This is a genomic window from Streptococcus infantis, from assembly GCF_047464715.1.
Classification (GTDB): Bacteria; Bacillota; Bacilli; order Lactobacillales; family Streptococcaceae; genus Streptococcus; species Streptococcus infantis_S.
The window spans coordinates 703,401-722,375 of the sequence record NZ_JASHBJ010000001.1; the positions used below are offsets into that span (position 1 = coordinate 703,401).

General features: G+C 39.0%; 20 protein-coding genes and 1 other annotated feature. Of the genes, 8 read left to right on the forward strand and 12 right to left on the reverse strand.

What is annotated here, in order from left to right:
• The first annotated feature begins 195 nt into the window (after positions 1-195).
• The 3 genes from QM419_RS03570 to QM419_RS03580 are packed head-to-tail and all read left to right on the forward strand — an operon-like array spanning position 196 to position 3,011.
• Positions 196-1,116 carry an FAD:protein FMN transferase gene (locus QM419_RS03570; protein ID WP_414259218.1) on the forward strand — a complete coding sequence of 307 codons (921 nt, stop codon included), beginning with the start codon at positions 196-198 and terminating at the stop codon, positions 1,114-1,116.
• 33 nt (positions 1,117-1,149) lie between these two features.
• Positions 1,150-1,755 carry an NADPH-dependent FMN reductase gene (locus QM419_RS03575; protein ID WP_004252640.1) on the forward strand — a complete coding sequence of 202 codons (606 nt, stop codon included), beginning with the start codon at positions 1,150-1,152 and terminating at the stop codon, positions 1,753-1,755.
• Between the two features lie 17 nt (positions 1,756-1,772).
• Positions 1,773-3,011, forward strand: coding sequence for an NAD(P)H-dependent oxidoreductase (locus QM419_RS03580; protein WP_254804293.1), 1,239 nt, complete (start codon positions 1,773-1,775; stop codon positions 3,009-3,011).
• 82 nt (positions 3,012-3,093) lie between these two features.
• Here the strand turns inward: QM419_RS03580 and QM419_RS03585 are convergent, their stop codons facing one another.
• The 6 genes from QM419_RS03585 to QM419_RS03610 all read right to left on the reverse strand — a co-directional run bounded on the left by QM419_RS03585 (position 3,094) and on the right by QM419_RS03610 (position 8,582).
• On the reverse strand, positions 3,094-3,351 hold the full coding sequence (locus tag QM419_RS03585) for a DUF896 family protein (RefSeq protein ID WP_000187071.1): 258 nt from the start codon (positions 3,349-3,351) through the stop codon (positions 3,094-3,096).
• Between the two features lie 29 nt (positions 3,352-3,380).
• Positions 3,381-5,417: a glycine--tRNA ligase subunit beta gene (glyS, locus tag QM419_RS03590; RefSeq protein WP_414277910.1), complete on the reverse strand. Its 2,037-nt coding sequence runs from the start codon at positions 5,415-5,417 to the stop codon at positions 3,381-3,383.
• Positions 5,418-5,625: 208 nt separating this feature from the next.
• Entirely contained in the window at positions 5,626-6,543 is a 918-nt protein-coding gene (gene glyQ, locus QM419_RS03595; RefSeq protein ID WP_000038760.1) for a glycine--tRNA ligase subunit alpha, read from the reverse strand.
• A gap of 410 nt (positions 6,544-6,953) precedes the next feature.
• Complete coding sequence (gene rplL / locus QM419_RS03600; RefSeq protein ID WP_001196964.1) at positions 6,954-7,322, reverse strand: 50S ribosomal protein L7/L12; 369 nt, start codon at positions 7,320-7,322, stop codon at positions 6,954-6,956.
• Between the two features lie 77 nt (positions 7,323-7,399).
• Complete coding sequence (gene rplJ / locus QM419_RS03605; RefSeq protein ID WP_001287271.1) at positions 7,400-7,900, reverse strand: 50S ribosomal protein L10; 501 nt, start codon at positions 7,898-7,900, stop codon at positions 7,400-7,402.
• Between the two features lie 38 nt (positions 7,901-7,938).
• Positions 7,939-8,074 (reverse strand) — a sequence feature (ribosomal protein L10 leader region).
• A gap of 109 nt (positions 8,075-8,183) precedes the next feature.
• Positions 8,184-8,582, reverse strand: a complete 399-nt coding sequence (locus QM419_RS03610; protein WP_414277911.1) for a hypothetical protein — start codon at positions 8,580-8,582, stop codon at positions 8,184-8,186.
• A 131-nt stretch (positions 8,583-8,713) separates the two neighbouring features.
• On the opposite strand from QM419_RS03610, the gene QM419_RS03615 reads away from it, so the two are divergent.
• Both QM419_RS03615 and QM419_RS03620 read left to right on the forward strand, forming a co-directional pair.
• Positions 8,714-9,241, forward strand: a complete 528-nt coding sequence (locus QM419_RS03615) for an ECF transporter S component (RefSeq protein WP_414277912.1) — start codon at positions 8,714-8,716, stop codon at positions 9,239-9,241.
• An 11-nt stretch (positions 9,242-9,252) separates the two neighbouring features.
• Positions 9,253-9,768, forward strand: coding sequence for a transcription repressor NadR (locus QM419_RS03620; RefSeq protein ID WP_414277913.1), 516 nt, complete (start codon positions 9,253-9,255; stop codon positions 9,766-9,768).
• On the opposite strand, the gene QM419_RS03625 is transcribed toward QM419_RS03620, so the two are convergent.
• The 6 genes from QM419_RS03625 to uvrB all read right to left on the reverse strand — a co-directional run bounded on the left by QM419_RS03625 (position 9,765) and on the right by uvrB (position 14,954).
• On the reverse strand, positions 9,765-10,232 hold the full coding sequence (locus QM419_RS03625) for an 8-oxo-dGTP diphosphatase (protein ID WP_414277914.1): 468 nt from the start codon (positions 10,230-10,232) through the stop codon (positions 9,765-9,767). The genes QM419_RS03620 and QM419_RS03625 overlap by 4 nt on opposite strands.
• Positions 10,233-10,251: 19 nt before the next feature.
• Complete coding sequence (locus QM419_RS03630; protein ID WP_414277915.1) at positions 10,252-10,686, reverse strand: hypothetical protein; 435 nt, start codon at positions 10,684-10,686, stop codon at positions 10,252-10,254.
• Positions 10,687-11,185: 499 nt separating this feature from the next.
• A complete protein-coding gene (locus QM419_RS03635; protein ID WP_414277916.1) occupies positions 11,186-11,737 on the reverse strand; it encodes a hypothetical protein in 552 nt (183 codons plus the stop codon).
• The gene (locus tag QM419_RS03640) at positions 11,734-12,360 is read right to left on the reverse strand and encodes an NAD(P)H-dependent oxidoreductase (protein ID WP_414277917.1); all 627 of its coding nucleotides are present in this window, start codon (positions 12,358-12,360) and stop codon (positions 11,734-11,736) included. Before QM419_RS03640 ends, QM419_RS03635 begins: the two co-directional genes overlap by 4 nt.
• Positions 12,361-12,453: 93 nt before the next feature.
• Positions 12,454-12,951 (reverse strand): GNAT family N-acetyltransferase, encoded by a 498-nt coding sequence (locus QM419_RS03645; RefSeq protein ID WP_414277918.1) that lies wholly within the window; start codon positions 12,949-12,951, stop codon positions 12,454-12,456.
• 14 nt (positions 12,952-12,965) lie between these two features.
• Positions 12,966-14,954 carry an excinuclease ABC subunit UvrB gene (gene uvrB / locus QM419_RS03650; RefSeq protein ID WP_414277919.1) on the reverse strand — a complete coding sequence of 663 codons (1,989 nt, stop codon included), beginning with the start codon at positions 14,952-14,954 and terminating at the stop codon, positions 12,966-12,968.
• 179 nt (positions 14,955-15,133) lie between these two features.
• Between uvrB and QM419_RS03655 the strand changes: the two genes are divergently transcribed.
• From QM419_RS03655 to zwf, 3 genes are all read left to right on the forward strand, one after another.
• Positions 15,134-16,579, forward strand: a complete 1,446-nt coding sequence (locus QM419_RS03655) for an amino acid ABC transporter substrate-binding protein/permease (protein ID WP_414274771.1) — start codon at positions 15,134-15,136, stop codon at positions 16,577-16,579.
• Positions 16,579-17,319 (forward strand): amino acid ABC transporter ATP-binding protein, encoded by a 741-nt coding sequence (locus QM419_RS03660; protein WP_006150592.1) that lies wholly within the window; start codon positions 16,579-16,581, stop codon positions 17,317-17,319. The genes QM419_RS03655 and QM419_RS03660 overlap by 1 nt, the downstream gene beginning before the upstream one ends.
• Positions 17,320-17,468: 149 nt before the next feature.
• Positions 17,469-18,956, forward strand: a complete 1,488-nt coding sequence (gene zwf / locus QM419_RS03665; protein ID WP_414277920.1) for a glucose-6-phosphate dehydrogenase — start codon at positions 17,469-17,471, stop codon at positions 18,954-18,956.
• Positions 18,957-18,975 lie beyond the last annotated feature (19 nt).

The following is an 18,975-nucleotide window of genomic DNA, read 5'->3' on the forward strand; positions in this document are numbered from 1 at the left end:
TTTTCAAAGGGTCCTCATTGATTTGGAGGTGTTTTTAATTTTTTAAGCATATTTCTTGACTTTTTGTAAAAAATGATTTGTGAAAACGCTGACTTTATGATATTCTATTTATATGGAAATAAATTATAAATTCTTAATTTCTTATTCATTCAAGATTTGTAGCTATTTCCGAGTGATTTGAAGGGAGCTGATTCTTTGCCTCTTAGTTCATTATCTGAGAGATTAATGGGAACTACGATTACTATTTCCTTAGTACATGAACAAGCCGATAATCTTCTCCGTCAAGCTTTTGATTTGCTCAAGGAACTTGAATTCCGCTTCAATGCTAACAGTACTGAATCCGAATTAATGGAAATTAACTATCAGGCAGGTATTGCCCCAGTTAAAGTCCACACTGATTTATTTGAACTGATTTCATTAGGTCTAGAACACAGTCTAGCACCTAAAAGTCATCTCAATATTAGTATCGGGCCTTTGGTTCAAACCTGGCGTATTGGTTTTTCCGATGCAAAGGTTGCAAGCCCTGAAGAAATTGCTTCAGTCTTACCACTAATAGACCCTCATTTTATTAAACTCGATTCAGTCAATTCTACGGTTTTCCTAGAGAAAAAGGGAATGAAAATTGACTTAGGGTGTTTAGCAAAGGGGTACAGTGCAGATAAAGTTGCAGCTTTCTTAAAAGAAAACGGCGTCACTTCTGCTCTTATCAATCTTGGAGGAAACATCCTCACAATTGGGAACAACCAATCAAAAGATGGACGTCCATGGCAAATCGGCATTCAAGACCCAAATAATCCACGAGGTAAGCACCTGATGACCTTGTCTATTACTGGAAAATCAGTTGTTACATCTGGGATTTATGAACGGCATCTTGAAATCAACGGCAAGGATTATCATCACATTTTTGATAGTGAGACAGGTTATCCCATTGAAACGGATTTAGCCAGTTTAACCATTGTATCTGACCGCTCTGTTGACGGCGAGATATGGACCACACGATTATTTGGCGAACGTAGCGCCTCTATTATGTGGCAAGTCGAAAATATTGATGGTATCGAAGCCATCCTCATTGACAAAGATGGACATGTCGCTTGTTCATCTGGTATCCAACGGTAATTAATTAATAATGCAAAAGAGAAAGGAAAGCCCATGCTTAAACTTATTGCTATTGTAGGAACAAACTCAAAACGTTCCACAAACCGCCAACTGCTTCAATATATGCAGAAACACTTTGCTGACAAAGCAGAAATCGAATTGGTAGAAATTAAAGATCTGCCTGTATTTAACAAACCAGCTGACAAACAAATCCCAGCTGAAGCTACGGAAATCGCTGCTAAAATCGAAGCTGCTGATGGAGTTATTATCGGTACACCTGAATACGATCACTCAATCCCAGCTGTTCTTATGAGCGCTCTTGCTTGGATTTCATATGGTGTATTCCCGCTTTTGAACAAACCTGTCATGATTACAGGTGCTTCATATGGTACACTCGGTTCATCACGTGCTCAATTGCAACTTCGTCAAATTCTTAATGCTCCTGAAATCAAAGCTAATGTTCTCCCAGATGAATTCTTGCTTTCACATTCTCTTCAAGCATTTGATCAAAATGGTGACTTGGTAGATCTTGATGTCATCAAGAAATTGGATGCCATCTTTGATGACTTCCGTATCTTTGTTAAAGTTACTGAGAAATTGCGTAACGCACAAGAACTTCTTCGCAAAGATGCTGAAGATTTTGATTGGGAAAATTTGTAAGATAGGAGATCGAAAGAATGAAATTTGTTGGACTTGTTGGATCAAACTATGATCAATCATATAACCGCAAACTCTTGGAGTTCATCCGCCGTCAGTTTAAATTTAAATTTGAACTAGAAGTTTTGGAAATCGATGAAGTTCCAATGTTTAACCAAGACGAAAAATGGGACGAGAGCTTCCAGTTGCGCCTTCTTTACAACAAAATTACTCGAGCTGATGGTGTGATTATTGCTACTCCAGAGCACAACCACACTATTTCTGCATCACTTAAGTCAGTCCTTGAATGGCTTTCATACGAAGTTCATCCATTTGAAAACAAACCTGTTATGATTGTGGGTGCTTCATACTACGATCAAGGAACTTCACGTGCTCAAGTTCACCTTCGTAAAATTCTTGATGCACCAGGAGTAAATGCCTACACATTACCAGGTAATGAGTTCCTTCTTGGAAAAGCCAAAGAAGCTTTTGATGCAAACGGAAATATTATTAACGAAGGAACTGTTAAATTCCTTGAAACTTGCTTAGATAACTTTGTCAAATACGTAGGAGTCGTATCTAATTTGAAAAAACCAAAACCAATTGAACCAGAAGATTTGGATTGTGGAAAACCAATTGCCACAACTATTACAGAAGTTGACCCTGATGATCCAGAATGGGTAGAAAAAGTTGCAGAAATCACAGGAGCTGTATCTGGTGATACATACGTTAAACTTGACCATGGTATCCTTACAGTTAATCAAATCGATATGTTCTTGAAAGCTATGCCTTTTGAATTGACATATGCTGATGACAACAACCAATTCCTCTACTACAACAATGCTCACCAAGATCCAGAAACAATGTTTGCGAAACGTGTACCACCTCAATCTGGTAGCCGTATGTCTACAGTTCACGGTTCACTTCCACCTGCACGTATGAAAAACGTTGAGTGGGTTATCGGTACGCTTCGCAATGGCAACCAAGAATACGTACGTACAATTGTTCCTGGTTCACCTGCAGGTGTTATCAATACTCACAACTACCAAGCTATGTACTATCCTGATGGATCATATGCTGGTATTAATGAAATTGTCTTTAACTTCCAACCATGGCTTGACTGGTACTTGAAAGAAACTGGTCAACGTTTGGTAGGAGGTAGCGGACCTTTCGCTCCTGCTGCAGGTCATGGTGATGCAGATGCTACTTCTGGCGCTTCTGACTCAGCCGATGGCGGCCACGGTGGTGGCGCAGATGCTACTTCTGGTGCTAGTAACTAATAATAACCTAAAGGAACCAAATGGTTCCTTTTTTCAATATAAAAACCTCGGTTAGCAGACACTAACCGAGGTTTTATTTAGCTTATGAATTTGGATCATCAAGACTGCGACCATGCAAACCTTTTTCGCGTTGTACTTGTCGAAGTTTTTCAGGTGTCACATCATTACCATCTTCATCGACAATTTTGATTCCTTCAATGTGGTGACGAACAGAACGACGATAGCCTTCGATATACTCTTCACGAAGCTTGGCTTGTTCAACTTTTTCTTCCGCAGTCAAGCCTTCTGTTTTCTTCTTTTTAGCAAGTTCATTAATACGAGCGATTTTTTCTGGTGTCATATTTAGACCTCCAATCTAATTTTCAATTACTATTTTGTATTAAGAAGGTTAAAAGCAGCCACTGTTTTTGCTTTATTGACAAGTTCAGCTAGAATAGCCAAACGATTATTCTTAACATCCACATCTTCTGCCATAACCATGGTATTGTCAAAGAATGCATCAATTACTGGACTAAGAGCAAATAGTTGTGTTAATTTATCGCTTGCTGAACCTTTCAATTCTAGGTTTTCTACCGCTTGAGCTAGTTCTTTTTCCTGTTCATTTTCAAAGAGACTTGCATCGACTTTAACCAAACCATCTGCTTTTTCAGCTAAATTGAAGGCACGAGATAATGACTCAACTGATGATTTGTAATCTTCAGTTTTCGCAGCTTCTGAAAGAGCTTCTGCTGCTTCAATCATATCAGAAACAACAAAGTTTGAACTTGCTAGAACAGCTTCTTTAATATCTTTTGCAGTAGAACCCATCATCTTATCGACACGAGCTTTGATGAAGTTAAGCACTTCTTCTTGGTTATCGTAAGTTAAACTATCAAACGATAAAGTATAAAGACTCGCAATCAATTCGTCCATTGGAATATTCCAACCGAAGTCTTCCAAGATACGGACAATCCCTTGTGTTGCACGTCGTAGAGCATAAGGGTCGTTTGAACCAGATGGAATCAAACCAACAGAGAAGAAAGATAAGAGAGTATCTAATTTATCGGCTAGTGCAAGTATTGCTCCAACTTTAGATTCAGGAAGCTCTCCATCTGCTGAGTCTGGAAGGTAGTGTTCACGGATTGCTTGCGCAACTGTAGGATTTTCACCAGCAAGCAGAGCATACTTCTCACCCATGATTCCTTGAAGCTCATCAAATTCACCAACCATACCGGTTAAGAGGTCAAATTTATAAATGGCTGCAGCACGAGCAAGATCAATAGATTCATCAACTGATAGACCAGCTTTTTCAGCTAGCAGGATAGCAATTTGTCCTGTACGAATCATGTGTTCACGAAGTGAACCAATCTTTTCATGGAAGGTTACGTGTGAAAGTTTAGCAACTAAATCTTCAATCTTGAGTTTTTGGTCTTCACGCCAGAAGAATTCTCCATCTTCCAAGCGGGCAACCAAAACTTTCTCATTTCCTCGAATGACATTTTCCAAGTGTTCAGCATTTCCGTTACGAACTGAAATGAAGTTTGGTTTTAGATTTCCATCAAGATCACGGACAACAAAATAACGTTGATGAGTTTCCATTGAAGTAACCAAAACTTCTTCTGGAACTTCTAGGTATTTACGATCAAAATTACCCATAAAAGCGGTTGGATATTCGACCAAGTTTAAGACTTCGTTTAAAAGTCCTTCATCAATCTGTACTTGAACGCCTTGTTCTGCTTCAATTTCCTTGATTTGTTCACGAATCATATTTTCACGTTCAATGCTATCAGCAATGACATAGACTTTTCGTAAATCCTCTTCGTAACTATCAGCATGACGAATTTCCACTTCATGTCCAAGGAAACGATGTCCACGGCTCACTCTGCCTGAATGAATATCTAAGAAGTCCATATCAAGAGCTTCATCATCCAAAAGGACTATCAAAGTATGGACAGGACGAATGTATTCAAAGGTATTATTTGCCCAGTGCATACTTACTGGGAAGCTAAGGCTAGCCAATACTTCTGGAATCCCTGTCAACACTTCCTCAGCAGGTTTTCCAGCTTCATGCTTGGTTACATAGACATATTCTTCACCTTTAATTTCACGGAATTCAATATCATCAACTGTCAAGCCTTTTCCACGGACGAAGCCTTGAGCAGCTTTAGAAAAGTTTCCTTCTGCATCCAATGCGATTTTCTTTGAAGGACCTTTAAAATCTTCAGTCAAATCTGTTTGTTGGTCTGCTAAACCAAGTACACGAACAGCCAAACGACGTGGAGTTGAGAAAGTTTGAATGCCTTCATATGAAAGGCGGTTTTCATTCAAGAACGTTGCCATTTTTTCACCTAGTTGTTTTTCACTTGGTGTGACAACGTAGGCTGGTAACTCTTCAAGTCCTAGTTCTACTAATAAATTTTTTGTCATGTTTTTTCCTTTACACAATTAATGTCTTTAACAAGATCTTTTGTAGTGGGGGACGCAAGCAAACCTTCGGTTTCATTGCTAACTGCCAAGCCTTAAGTCTCGTCAGTCCCCCAGTCGGATAAGAAATTTCTTATCCGACTTTCACTACAGCGATCTTGTTTTATTTAGCGACCTACGGGTCGACCTTCAGTCATTTATTCCTGTACTCTTATTCTTCCTCTTCTGCTAGGAGTTTGGCGCGTGTGGCTTCGTCGAGAAGTGGGTAACCGAGTTTCTTACGCTCTGCGACGAAGGTTTTGGCTACGACACGGGCCAAGTTACGGATGCGAGCAATGTAGCCGGCACGTTCTGTAACAGATACGGCTCCACGCGCGTCTAGCAAGTTGAAGGTATGTGAACATTTCAAAACGTAATCATAGGCTGGGTGAACAAGACCCAATTCCAGAGCACGTCCTGCTTCTTTTTCAAATTTCTCAAAGTTTTCAAGCAACATATCTTGGTCTGAAACTTCAAAGCTGTATTTTGAGTGTTCATATTCTGGCTGAAGGAAGATTTCTCCATATTTAACTCCTGGAGCCCACTCAATATCATAAACAGAATCTACTTCTTGAATGTAAGAAGCTAAACGCTCTAAACCATAAGTAACTTCAGCTGTAACAGGACCAGTAGCTAAGCCACCGACTTGTTGGAAATAAGTGAACTGAGTAATCTCCATACCATCAAGCCAAACTTCCCAACCAAGACCAGCTGAACCAGTTGATGGGTTTTCCCAGTTATCTTCAACGAAGCGGATATCGTGTTCCAAAGGATTGATTCCCAATTTCTCCAACGACTCAAGGTAGAGTTCTTGGATGTTTGAAGGTGATGGTTTCATAACCACTTGGAATTGATGGTGTTGGTAGAGACGGTTTGGGTTTTCTCCGTAACGACCGTCCGCTGGACGACGTGATGGCTCTACATAAGCTGCATTCCATGGCTCAGGACCAATAGCACGAAGGAAAGTGTAAGGGCTCATAGTTCCTGCACCCTTTTCGTTGTCATAAGCCTGCATCAGCATACAACCCTGGTCATTCCAGTATTGTTGCAAAGTTAAAATAATTTCTTGGAAGGTTAATTTTTTGGACATGTTTTACTCCTTTTTTTAATTCTTGAGACTTTGAATACAAAAAGAACCGAGTCTTTGCTCCTAAGTCTGCGACCTAGGGGCGTCAGAAACGCGGTTCCACCCTAATTTATTACTTCATTATTTTTAAAAATTTACCAAAAGTGCCACACTCATCTCTCAATCACCTGACTCTCACTACCACAGGCTCGCTTGGGATTTACTGATAAGATATTCTTTCTTGCCATCTATTATAACAAAATGCAATTAAAAAGTAAATTTTTTTTCATAAGGAATCTCCAATAATTCACCTAAAATAGAAATACTAATCTAACGTCGTTCCCTTTTTGCCCCTTCTAGAACAAAAAGAAAAACCGCTACTCCTAAGAATAGCGGTTTAATCATGTTTTTAAGCTACAAATGTAGTCGCTCTATTATTTAAGAGTAACTGAAGCTCCAGCTTCTTCCAATTTAGCTTTGATTTCTTCAGCTTCTGCAGTTGGAACGCCTTCTTTGATGACACCTGGTGCACCATCAACAAGTTCTTTAGCTTCTTTAAGTCCAAGACCAGTGATTTCACGTACAACTTTGATAACGCCAACTTTTTTGTCACCAGCAGCTGTCAATTCAACGTCAAATGAGTCTTTAGCAGCACCAGCGTCAGCAGCACCAGCTGCAGCAACAGCTACAGGAGCAGCTGCAGTTACACCAAATTCTTCTTCGATAGCTTTTACAAGGTCGTTCAATTCAAGGATTGAAGCTTCTTTAATTTCAGCAATAATGTTTTCAATGTTCAATGCCATTGTTATTTCCTCCAAAATAAGTTTAAATTTTAATTTTTATAATTTTTTGTAGCTAGGCTACGATGCGTAGCTTATGATTAAGCTGCGTCTTCTTTGTTGTCTGCAACCGCTTTGACTGCAAGAGCAACGTTGCGCACTGGCGCTTGAAGTACAGAAAGGAGCATAGAAAGAAGTCCTTCGCGGTTTGGAAGAGTTGCAAGAGCAATAATCTCTTCTTTAGATGCGACAGCGCCTTCGATTGCACCACCTTTGATTTCAAGTGCTTCAGCGTTTTTAGCAAAGTCGTTCAAGATTTTCGCTGGTGCGATAACATCTTCGTTAGAAAATGCTACTGCAGATGGTCCAACAAAAACAGATGCAAGATCTTCAAGACCAGCTTTTTCAGCTGCACGACGTAAGATTGAGTTTTTAATAACTTTATACTCAACTTCGCTTCCACGAAGCTCACGACGAAGAACTGTATCTTGTTCAACTGTCAAACCACGAGCGTCTACAACGACGATTGATGCAGCAGCTTTCATTTTCTCAGCTACTACGTCAACTAGTTCCGCTTTCTTAGCAATAATTGCTTCACTCATTAGTGTGTTCACCTCCGTAATTATTTTGCTTGGGGAATTTTTCCAAAAGAAAAACGCGCCCAAACCTAGACACGAAAGTACAATACGCTTCTTTTTACATGATACGTTTTGTCCTCGGTAGGATATTTATGAGTCTAGCTCCCCTACTGTCTTAGGCAGTTTTTTCAAACCGTTTATAAGTATATCACACTTGTTACTTCAAAGCAAGTCTTTTTGTAAAAAAAAATGATTATTTTTTATCCTGCTTCTACTAATGTCTATGAGAGAAAATACTTAGATTTTATCATTGAATGGAAAAGATTGGTACCAAGGTAGTATAGATTAAGAGCGCATGAAATGCTAACATTAGGACATGAAATAAAAATGGTGTGGGTTGCGTGATTTGAATATCTTGGCCAGATTTTTGACTGTCTAAAAAAAGTGATAATGACAAGAATAGTAAGATGATTCCATAAATGATGCTAATATGAAAAAGAATCTCACCTATAACAGCAAAATAGAGGAACCCGAAAATGGGAATCGAGAAAATGAATAGTCCTAAGGCTCCAAAAGCAATTCGAATTAAAGAAATTATCAAGAAGCTATAAGCTGTAAATGTTGTATATTTCGATACTTTTAATCCTGTTTTTTTCTGCTTAGATATATAATGAATGACAAAAATCGGATATACAATATCTATCATCTTACCTCTCCGTTTTCTAAGATAGTTTACTATAGTTTATCTATTTTTTTCTCAAAAATCAATTTCCCTCTTGACTTGAAAAATAATTTAGTGTACTATACAACTGTATATACACATAAAAAGGAGTTATTATGAATACACAAAAGAAAACCCAATTCATGACTTTAACCGCATTGCTGACAGCTATCGCTATTTTGATTCCTATAATGATGCCATTTAAAATCGTTATTCCTCCCGCTTCCTACACTCTTGGAAGTCACGTGGCCATCTTCATTGCTATGTTTCTCTCTCCATGGATGGCTATTTTTGTCATTATTGCTTCTAGTATTGGATTCTTACTAGCCGGTTATCCGATTGTTATCGTACTTCGAGCTTTTTCTCATATCTTCTTTGGAACCCTGGGAGCTTTCTACCTTCAAAAACATCCTCAAACCTTGGACAATAAGAAATCTTCCTTGATTTTTAACTTTGTACTTGGTTTAGTACATGCTATCGCCGAAGTCTTTGCTTGTATCATCTTCTATGCTAGTACAGGAACAGACCTAAAAAATATGTTCTATGTTCTCTTTGTATTAGTTGGTTTTGGAACTATTGTTCATAGTATGATAGACTATTACTTAGCATTAGCTGTTTATAAAGCACTAAGAAAACGCCATTAAGAAAGTAAATCATGACTAAAGACCGAAAAGAAGCGCTTATTCAACTCTTAAAAGAATCTCAAAAGCCAATGAATGGCCAAAGTTTAGCAGAACATTTTCACGTAACTCGGCAGATTATTGTTCAGGATATAGCTGTGCTTCGCGCAGATGGAGCTCCTATTCTATCTACTAATCGTGGCTATATCTATAAAGAAAACAAAGCCAATCCTTTTGTTCACAAACTCTTTAAGGTTAAACACAAAGAGGAAGATATGGAGCAAGAACTACTTGCTATCGTTGATAACGGCGGTCGGGTGCAAAACATTCTTATCGACCATCCTGTCTATGGAGAAATCGAAACCCTTCTTAAGTTGAGTTGTAGACGAGATGTAGAACACTTTTTAAACCAAGCTGAATCTTCAGATTTTCGCCCCCTATCAGAATTAACAGATGGAATACACTACCATTTGGTTGAGGCTGAAAGCAAACAAGACCTCCTCTATATCGAGAAGGCCTTGGATCAGCTAGGTTATTTAGTCAAAGATTAGAAAGTCTTCTTTTCCCATCCGTCTTCTGTACGATGACGGTAGAAAAATTCAGACTTGTCTGGAGCTTCCATCATCTCCATCAAAGGTAACATATCATAGGCCAGATCCAAATTTGGAATCTGGTCTTTTTGTATCCAGGAAACTTCTCCTTCTTCTGAAGAACGGAGAGTGCCAGTAAACTCAGTCGCCTTGTAACAAAAAACAATGTAACGCTCACCTGTATCTAGTGGCCAATTTTTAATGCCAACCAGTTGAGGAATTTGGATTGTCAGACCTGTTTCCTCGTATATTTCACGAATAACAGATTCTGCAAAAGCCTCTCCGTCTTCGACATGCCCTCCTGGAAAGGCATAGCCAGACCAGTGGTTGGTTTCCGGCGAACGATACTGCATGACCACGCGCTGCTTTTCAAGGTCTTCAATCAGGCAAATATTGGTTAGAATGGTTAAATGTGCTCGAGACATAGGACTCACTTTCTAAGATTTAATTTTCTATCTTGTACTTAACTTTAGACTTCATAATCAAAGGATTAATCAAGTCGTGATATTCACGAATATCATCAAGAAAAGAACCCCTATTAATTCTTATCTCTTTGTCTTTACTATTAACTTGATAGTCTATACTGATAGGTATGGATGAGTCTGGAATGAAAGATAGGAAAAAGAATATCATTAACCAGATTAAAAGAGCGAAAAATCCACTGAGAGCTTGAAAAATCAGATGATGCCATTGAAAAATCCTCGTTTTATAAAAGATGGTCCACGGCTGAATAAATAAGGTTAGGCAGAGGCCAAAGAACCAGATATTCCATAAAATTGGTGTAAAAGCTAAACCAAACAATCCTAAGATAAAATGAATCAGTACAAATACCAGGCACGAAAGGTAAATTACCCTAAATACAGTCAGATGTTTCAGCATGATTAACTCCTTTTCTTTTTAACATATTTGGAAATTAAAATAATCAAAGCAGCTACTAGGAAGAAGATGATATAAGTAAGAATAGGAAACCAGATGTAGCGGTGATCTAGGGATAAGAGAGAAGGCAGAAGGCCCTTACTATTTTTCCCGCCAACTCCTAAAAATAGATGGACTATTAAACCGATACTATTAAGATAGATAAATAAATCTGCATATCTTTTTATTGTCATCTTTGTCCTTGACAAGTCTAGGAACCAATAGTCAAAGAATTGATATACCAGGCAAAAAAGATTTATATATATTGGAAAACTATAGTTGATATCTCTGTATGGTGAAGGAATAGGAAGGCTTTCGAAAATTAGATTCAAACTTAGTCCTATTGCTAGGATAAGACCGAGGATCAAGAAGAATCCTAAAAATTTATGAGAATCTAGCCAAAGATGAAAACTTTCTCTCCTTGAGAGATTCTTTTTTGTATTTGAATTTCTTTTATTCTTTTTCATTTGTGTGGATTTTCCCTATTTTCTTCTTTTCCCTTTTTCTTTTCAATATGCTTGGCAATCAAAATGATCAAAGCAGCCACTAAGAAGAAGGTTATATAAGTAAGAATTGGAAACCAGATGTAGCGGTGATCTAAGGTTAGTAAGGGAGGAATAGACTTTCTATTTCTACCCATTATTCCAAAGAAAGTGTGAAACAACAAACCTACTCCATTTAGGTACAAGAATGGATTTGCAAAATCTTGGACTCTAGTCATTCCATCGAAATTATCTCTAAAAAAACCCTGATAAAGTATATTCACTAAGAATATTAGATTCATAATAAGTGGAAAGACATAATTGAAGTTTTGATATGGTTTTGGAACAAAAGTTGTTCCAAGCAACAAATAAAATAACCCGATAGCTGAGAACCAAAATACACTACAATCTAATAGAAAAGCTATTTTTGAATGCTGTAGCAACCACAATTTTACTTTATCTAGCCAGCTCATTTTTCGATTTGGCATATAGAGTTTTTTTGATTTTTTCTCTTTTTTATTATCTTGTTTCATGATAATTTTTTAACTTCTTCTGCTACTTTTTGGAGATGTTTTTCACGCATACTAGCTGTATTCACATCTCGACCAACTTCTCCTAGTACGCACACGCGCTTAGTTTTAATTCCACAGTGATTCAAGACCGCATTTTTCAAAACAGAGATACCATAGCTATCTGGAATGTTGATAGGACCCGAAAAGATTTCGTACCACCAAGTGGGCGCCATGGAGGTTGCGTAAATACTGGCTGTTTTCCCTTTTAATAACTTTCTAAACTGCTTGCCTCTAAGGTAATTCCAGATAAAGCTCCCCTGATCATTAGCAGAGTAAGCAATCCCTGGTGTAAAGACCCGGTCAATCCAACCTTTCAGGAGACTGGGCATACTACTCCACCAAATGGGATAGACAAAGATAAAATGGTCTGCCCACTGGATTAATTCTTGGGAACGAAGGATAAAGGGATCTTCCTCCATACGTTTTCGATAACCATAACGTAAAACAGGATCAAAGTCCTCTTCATTAAGGTTGATGACTTCAAGTTCATGGCGACCTGAGTCAATATTTTCTACAATGGTTTGAAAAATAGCCTGACAGTAACTTTCCTTATCAGGGTGTCCATTGATGACTAGAATTTTCATTCGTTCTCACCTTCATCTCTTTGTTTCATTCAATCTCTTTCACTCTTTACACTTGATTAATTGATAATAGTTCAAATATTGATAGATACGTCTTTAGGAATCTTTATTTGAAGAACACACCATCCGCAATTCCTTAACAGGTTTTCCTAGTTCAAGTATTTGTTCTTGGCCATCAAAAGTAAAACCCATTTTTTGATAGAAAGCAATGGCTCGCTTATTATCTTTCAATACCCATAAATAAATTTCAGAAAAATGATCAAGAGTCCTCAAAGCTTCCTTCATTAATTTCTGAGCAATACCTTTTCCATAATAGTCTTTTAAGACATATAAAGCAATAATTTCACCAGCTTGAATAGTCTCATCACGAAAGTTTCCATAACTGATAAAACCAACTACCTTCATACCGTCCATTGCAATCAATGTATTTTCTGGATATTTTTGACTAAAGAAGCGACATCTTTCTAATGTCATCGTCTCCTGAAATTTTGCAGGTAAAAGGTCATCATAAGCCTCTCTCCACGTTTGCCAATGAACGAGAGATTTTCCTTCTATCTCTTCAGGAGTTTCCATTGTTTTAATGATAATTTTCATTCGCTTTATCCTATCTAATCCAACGCTTTGACTTCCAACATCATATCACGAATCTGAGCAGCCAGTTCAAAGTCAAGCACTTCGACGGCTTCTTGCATTTGTTTTTCCAGTTTCTTAACCAATTCTTTACGTTCTTGTTTGTTAAGGCTATTGATATCGACTTCCTTATCCTCTCCCTTAGCAACTGCCTTGGTTACAGAGATTAGGTCACGGATTTCTTTCTTAATGGTTTGTGGAACAATGCCATGCTCTTCATTATAGGCCATCTGGATTTTACGGCGGCGAGCCGTTTCATCGATGGCCTTTTGCATAGATTGAGTCATAGTATCAGCATACATGATGACATGACCCTCGCTATTACGGGCAGCACGACCAATGGTCTGAATTAATCCGCGTTCGTTTCGGAGGAAGCCTTCCTTGTCGGCATCAAGAATAGCAACTAGACTGACTTCAGGCACGTCAATCCCTTCACGAAGGAGGTTAATCCCGACTAAGACATCAAAGACACCTAATCGTAAATCTCGGATAATCTCTGTCCGCTCTAAAGTCTTGATATCCGAGTGCATGTATTTGACTTTGATCCCCATTTCCTTGAAGTAATCGGTTAAGTCTTCTGCCATTTTCTTAGTCAAGGTTGTGATAAAGGTGCGTTCATTCTTTTCAACACGGGCATTGATTTCCCCCAAGAGGTCATCAATCTGTCCCATGGTTGGACGCACTTCTACCTCAGGATCCAAAAGACCTGTTGGACGAATGATTTGCTCAATAACAGTGTCCGTTTGCTCCATCTCGTAATCCCCAGGCGTCGCTGATACATAGACAATCTGGTGAACATGACTTTCAAATTCTTCCCGCCGGAGGGGACGGTTATCCAAGGCAGACGGTAAACGGAAACCGTAGTTAACCAACATTTCCTTACGTGAACGGTCTCCATTATACATCCCCTTGATTTGCCCCATGGTCATATGGCTCTCGTCAATCATAATCAGAAAATCATCAGGGAAAAAGTCAAGAAGAGTATAAGGTGGCTCCCCTTCGCTTCGTCCATCCATGTGACGTGAGTAGTTTTCGACACCATTGGTATAACCCATCTCACGCAACATCTCGATATCGTACTCTGTCCGTTGTTTCAAGCGTTGTGCTTCGAGGAGTTTACCCTCTTTTTCAAAGATAGCTAACTGCTCCTCCAACTCGGCCTGAATTTTAGCAATAGCTACTTCCATGTGGTCGTCATTGGTCACAAAGTGAGTGGCTGGGAAAATCGCCAAATGGTCCACTTCGCCCAGAACTTGCCCCGTAAGAGCTTCGACTTCACGAATACGATCAATCTCATCTCCAAAGAACTCAACACGAAAGGCATGCTCATCACGAGAGGCTGGGAAAATCTCCACCACATCTCCACGTACGCGAAATCTTCCACGCTGGAAATCAATGTCATTACGCTCAAACTGGATATCCACCAAGTCGTTCAGCAGTTTATCGCGAGAAATCTCAAGACCCGGACGCAAACTTACCACACTATCAGCATATTCCTTCGGAGAACCCAAACCATAGATACAAGAAACTGATGCCACAATGATAACATCATTACGCTCCAACAAAGCTGATGTAGCGGAGTGGCGAAGTTTATCAATCTCGTCATTGACCGAACTATCTTTTTCGATGTAGGTATCGCTAGAGGGCACATAAGCTTCTGGCTGGTAGTAATCATAGTAAGAAACGAAGTACTCAACAGCATTCTCTGGGAAAAATTCCTTGAACTCCCCATAGAGCTGGCCTGCTAGTGTCTTATTGTGGGCAATGACCAAGGTTGGCTTATTAACTTGCGCAATCACTTGACTCATGGTATAGGTTTTCCCTGTACCAGTCGCCCCCATTAAGATTTGGGCCTTTTCTCCACCCTCGATATTATCCACCAACTGCTCAATGGCCTGTGGTTGATCCCCTGACGGTTGGTATTTGGATACAAGTTTAAATTTGTTGTCTGTAATTCTATTTATCATAATAGCCTCATACACATTTTCTATCCTTCTATTTTACCATAAAAAGGGAAGAGTTTCTGTTTCTCAACAGACTACCTCATCTTATTATATGTTATATCTTCTGACATAGAAATATAAAATATTTGCCGGATACAATTTTTTCTGCTATAATTTGAAAATACCCTGAAAGGAGACATCACATGAAGAAAAAAATTCTAGCTTGTTTGCTTATTATATTTCCTATTTTTTCATTAGGACTAGTAAAAGCTGATACCGAGAAAAACAAGTATGTTATCGCCAGTGACTCATCTTTTGCGCCATTTGTTTTCCAGGATTCAAGCAATCAATACACTGGTATCGATATGGATCTAATCAAGGCAATCGCTGAAGACCAAGGCTTTGAAATTGAAATTACCAACCCTGGTTTTGATGCTGCTATCAATGCGGTTCAATCTGGACAAGCAGACGGTATCATTGCAGGTATGTCAGTTACGGATGCTCGTAAAGAAACTTTTGATTTCTCTGATTCTTACTATACAGCAAACACCATTCTCGGTGTGAAAGAATCAAGTACCATTTCTTCTTATGAGGATTTGAACGGTAAGACTGTAGGTGTGAAAAATGGTACTGCTTCACAAACCTTCCTAACAGATAATCAAAGCAAGTACGGTTACAAGATCAAAACTTTTTCTGATGCTGCATCTATGTATGATAGCTTAAACACTGGTTCAATTGATGCCGTTATGGACGACGAACCTGTTATTAAATATTCTATCAGACAAGGACAAAAGTTAAAAACACCAATCGCAGGTACACCAATTGGTGAAACTGCTTTTGCAGTAAAAAAAGGAAGCAATCCAGAATTGCTAGAGAAGTTTAACAAGGGTCTTGCAAACCTTAAGGCAAATGGAGAATTCCAAAAGATTCTTGATAAGTATTTAGCTAGCGATTCTACTACTACAAGTTCAACCGCTGATGAAACAACTATCTGGGGCTTGTTGAAAAACAACTACAAACAACTTCTCAGCGGACTTGGAATTACCCTCTCATTAGCACTTATTTCATTTGTAATTGCGATTTTCATCGGTATAATCTTTGGTATGTTTAGTGTCAGCCCTTATAAATCACTCCGTTTGATTTCAGAGATTTTCGTTGACGTTATCCGTGGTATTCCATTGATGATTCTCGCAGCCTTCATTTTCTGGGGAGTTCCTAACTTTATCGAATCCCTCACAGGTCAACAAAGTCCAATCAACGACTTTGTCGCTGGTACAATTGCCCTCTCCCTAAACTCAGCAGCTTACATCGCTGAAATCGTTCGTGGTGGTATTAAGGCCGTTCCTGTTGGACAAATGGAAGCTAGTCGAAGTCTTGGTATTTCATATGGAAAAACCATGCGTAAGATTGTCTTGCCTCAAGCAACCAAGCTCATGCTTCCAAACTTCGTCAACCAATTTGTTATCGCATTGAAAGATACAACGATCGTATCTGCAATCGGTTTGGTAGAACTCTTCCAAACTGGTAAGATTATCATTGCTCGTAACTACCAAAGTTTCAAAATGTATGCAATTCTCGCAGTCTTCTACCTTGTGATTATCACTCTTCTAACTAGATTAGCGAAACGCTTAGAAAAGAGGATTCAATAATGGCAAAATTAAAAATTGATGTCGATAATTTACATAAACAATATGGGAAAAACAAGGTTCTAAAAGGAATCTCTGTAAAATTCTACGAAGGTGATGTTGTTTGTATCATCGGTCCTTCTGGTTCAGGTAAGTCAACTTTCTTGCGTAGCTTGAATCTCCTTGAGGAAGGTACAAAAGGTCATATTACTGTTAATGGTTATGATTTGACGGATAAAGCAACCAACGTGGATCATGTTCGTGAAAATGTCGGAATGGTGTTCCAGCACTTCAATCTCTTCCCACATATGACTGTCTTGGAAAATATCACTTTTGCTCCTATCGAGCATAAGTTATTAACCAAACCTGAAGCTGAAAAATTAGGCATGGAACTTCTTGAAAAGGTTGGACTTGCTGACAAGGCCAATGCTAATCCTGATAGTTTGTCTGGCGGACAAAAACAACGTGTGGCTATTGCTCGAGGTTTAGCAATGAACCCTGATATCATGCTCTTTGACGAGCCAACTTCTGCCCTTGACCCTGAGATGGTCGGCGACGTTCTTAACGTTATGAAGGAATTGGCAGAGCAAGGTATGACCATGATCATCGTAACTCACGAGATGGGTTTTGCTCGTAAGGTTGCTAATCGTGTAATCTTTACCGCAGACGGAGAATTCCTAGAAGATGGAACCCCTGATCAAATCTTTGATAACCCACAACACCCTCGTCTAAAAGAATTTTTGGACAAGGTTCTCAACGCTTAAAAAAACTGCAAGGTTTCCCTTGCAGTTTTTTTCTTACTTGTATTGGAATTTTGGATTTTTTAGAAAATTATGATAAAATAAAGGGTATGAAAATGGGGATTCCTCATGACTAGCTTGACTAGGAAACAAAATAGAAATTAGGTAGCTGGATGTCATCTAAAGTTATTGTTACAATTTTCGGCGCAAGTGGAGATTTGGCTAAACGAAAGCTTTACCCTTCACTCTTTAGACTTTATAAATCAGGTAATCTTTCTGATCATTTTGCTGTTATCGGAACTGCTCGTAGACCTTGGAGTAAAGAGTATTTCGAATCTGTTGTTGTCGAATCTATCTTGGACTTGGCAGATAGCGCAGAAGAAGCTCAAGCATTTGCTAGTCATTTTTACTATCAAAGTCACGATGTTAATGATACTGAGCACTACATCGAACTACGCAAGCTTCAGGCTGAATTAAACGAAAAATATCAGACTGAGCACAACAAACTCTTCTTCCTCTCAATGGCACCTCAGTTCTTTGGTACCATTGCTAAACACCTCAAGTCAGAGCAAATCGTTGACGGTAAGGGCTTTGAACGTTTGATTGTTGAGAAACCTTTCGGTACAGACTATGAGACTGCAAGCAAACTAAACGAAGAACTTCTAGCTACTTTTAACGAAGAGCAAATCTATCGTATCGACCATTATCTTGGTAAGGAAATGATTCAAAGCATTTTTGCCATTCGCTTTGCCAATATGATTTTTGAAAATGTTTGGAATCGTGAGCACATCGATAACGTGCAAATCACATTTGCAGAGCGTCTCGGTGTTGAAGAACGTGGTGGCTACTATGATGAGTCTGGTGCCCTTCGTGATATGGTTCAAAACCATACCCTCCAACTTCTGTCACTCCTTGCTATGGACAAGCCTGCAAGCTTTACCAAGGATGACATTCGCGCAGAAAAAATCAAGGTCTTCAAGAACCTTTACCACCCTACAGATGAGGAACTCAAAGAACAATTCATCCGTGGTCAATATCGTTCGGGTAAAGTCGATGGCATGAAATACATCTCTTACCGTAGCGAACCAAATGTCAACCCCGAATCTATGACAGAAACATTTGCTTCAGGTGCCTTCTTTGTAGATACTGATCGCTTCCGTGGTGTACCTTTCTTCTTCCGTACAGGTAAACGCCTAACTGAAAAAGGAACACATGTGAACATTGTCTTCAAACAAATGGATTCTATTTTCGGTGAACCTCTAGCACCGAATGTGCTTACCATCTATATCCAACCGACTGAAGGATTCTCTCTTAGCCTTAACGGTAAGAAGGTGGGTGAAGAGTTTAGCCTTGCGCCAAATTCTCTTGACTATCGAACAGATGCGACTGCTACAGGTGCTTCACCAGACCCATATGAAAAACTGATCTATGATGTTTTGAACAATAACTCAACCAATTTTAGCCACTGGGATGAAGTAAGCGCATCATGGAAATTGATTGACCGTATTGAGAAACTTTGGGCTGATAATGGAGCTCCACTTCATGACTACAAGGCTGGTACAATGGGACCTCAAGCTAGCTTTGATTTACTTGAAAAATACGGAGCTAAGTGGACCTGGCAACCAGATATCGCCTATCGTAAAGATGGTCGACTAGAATAATCAAAAACAATCCTGCAAG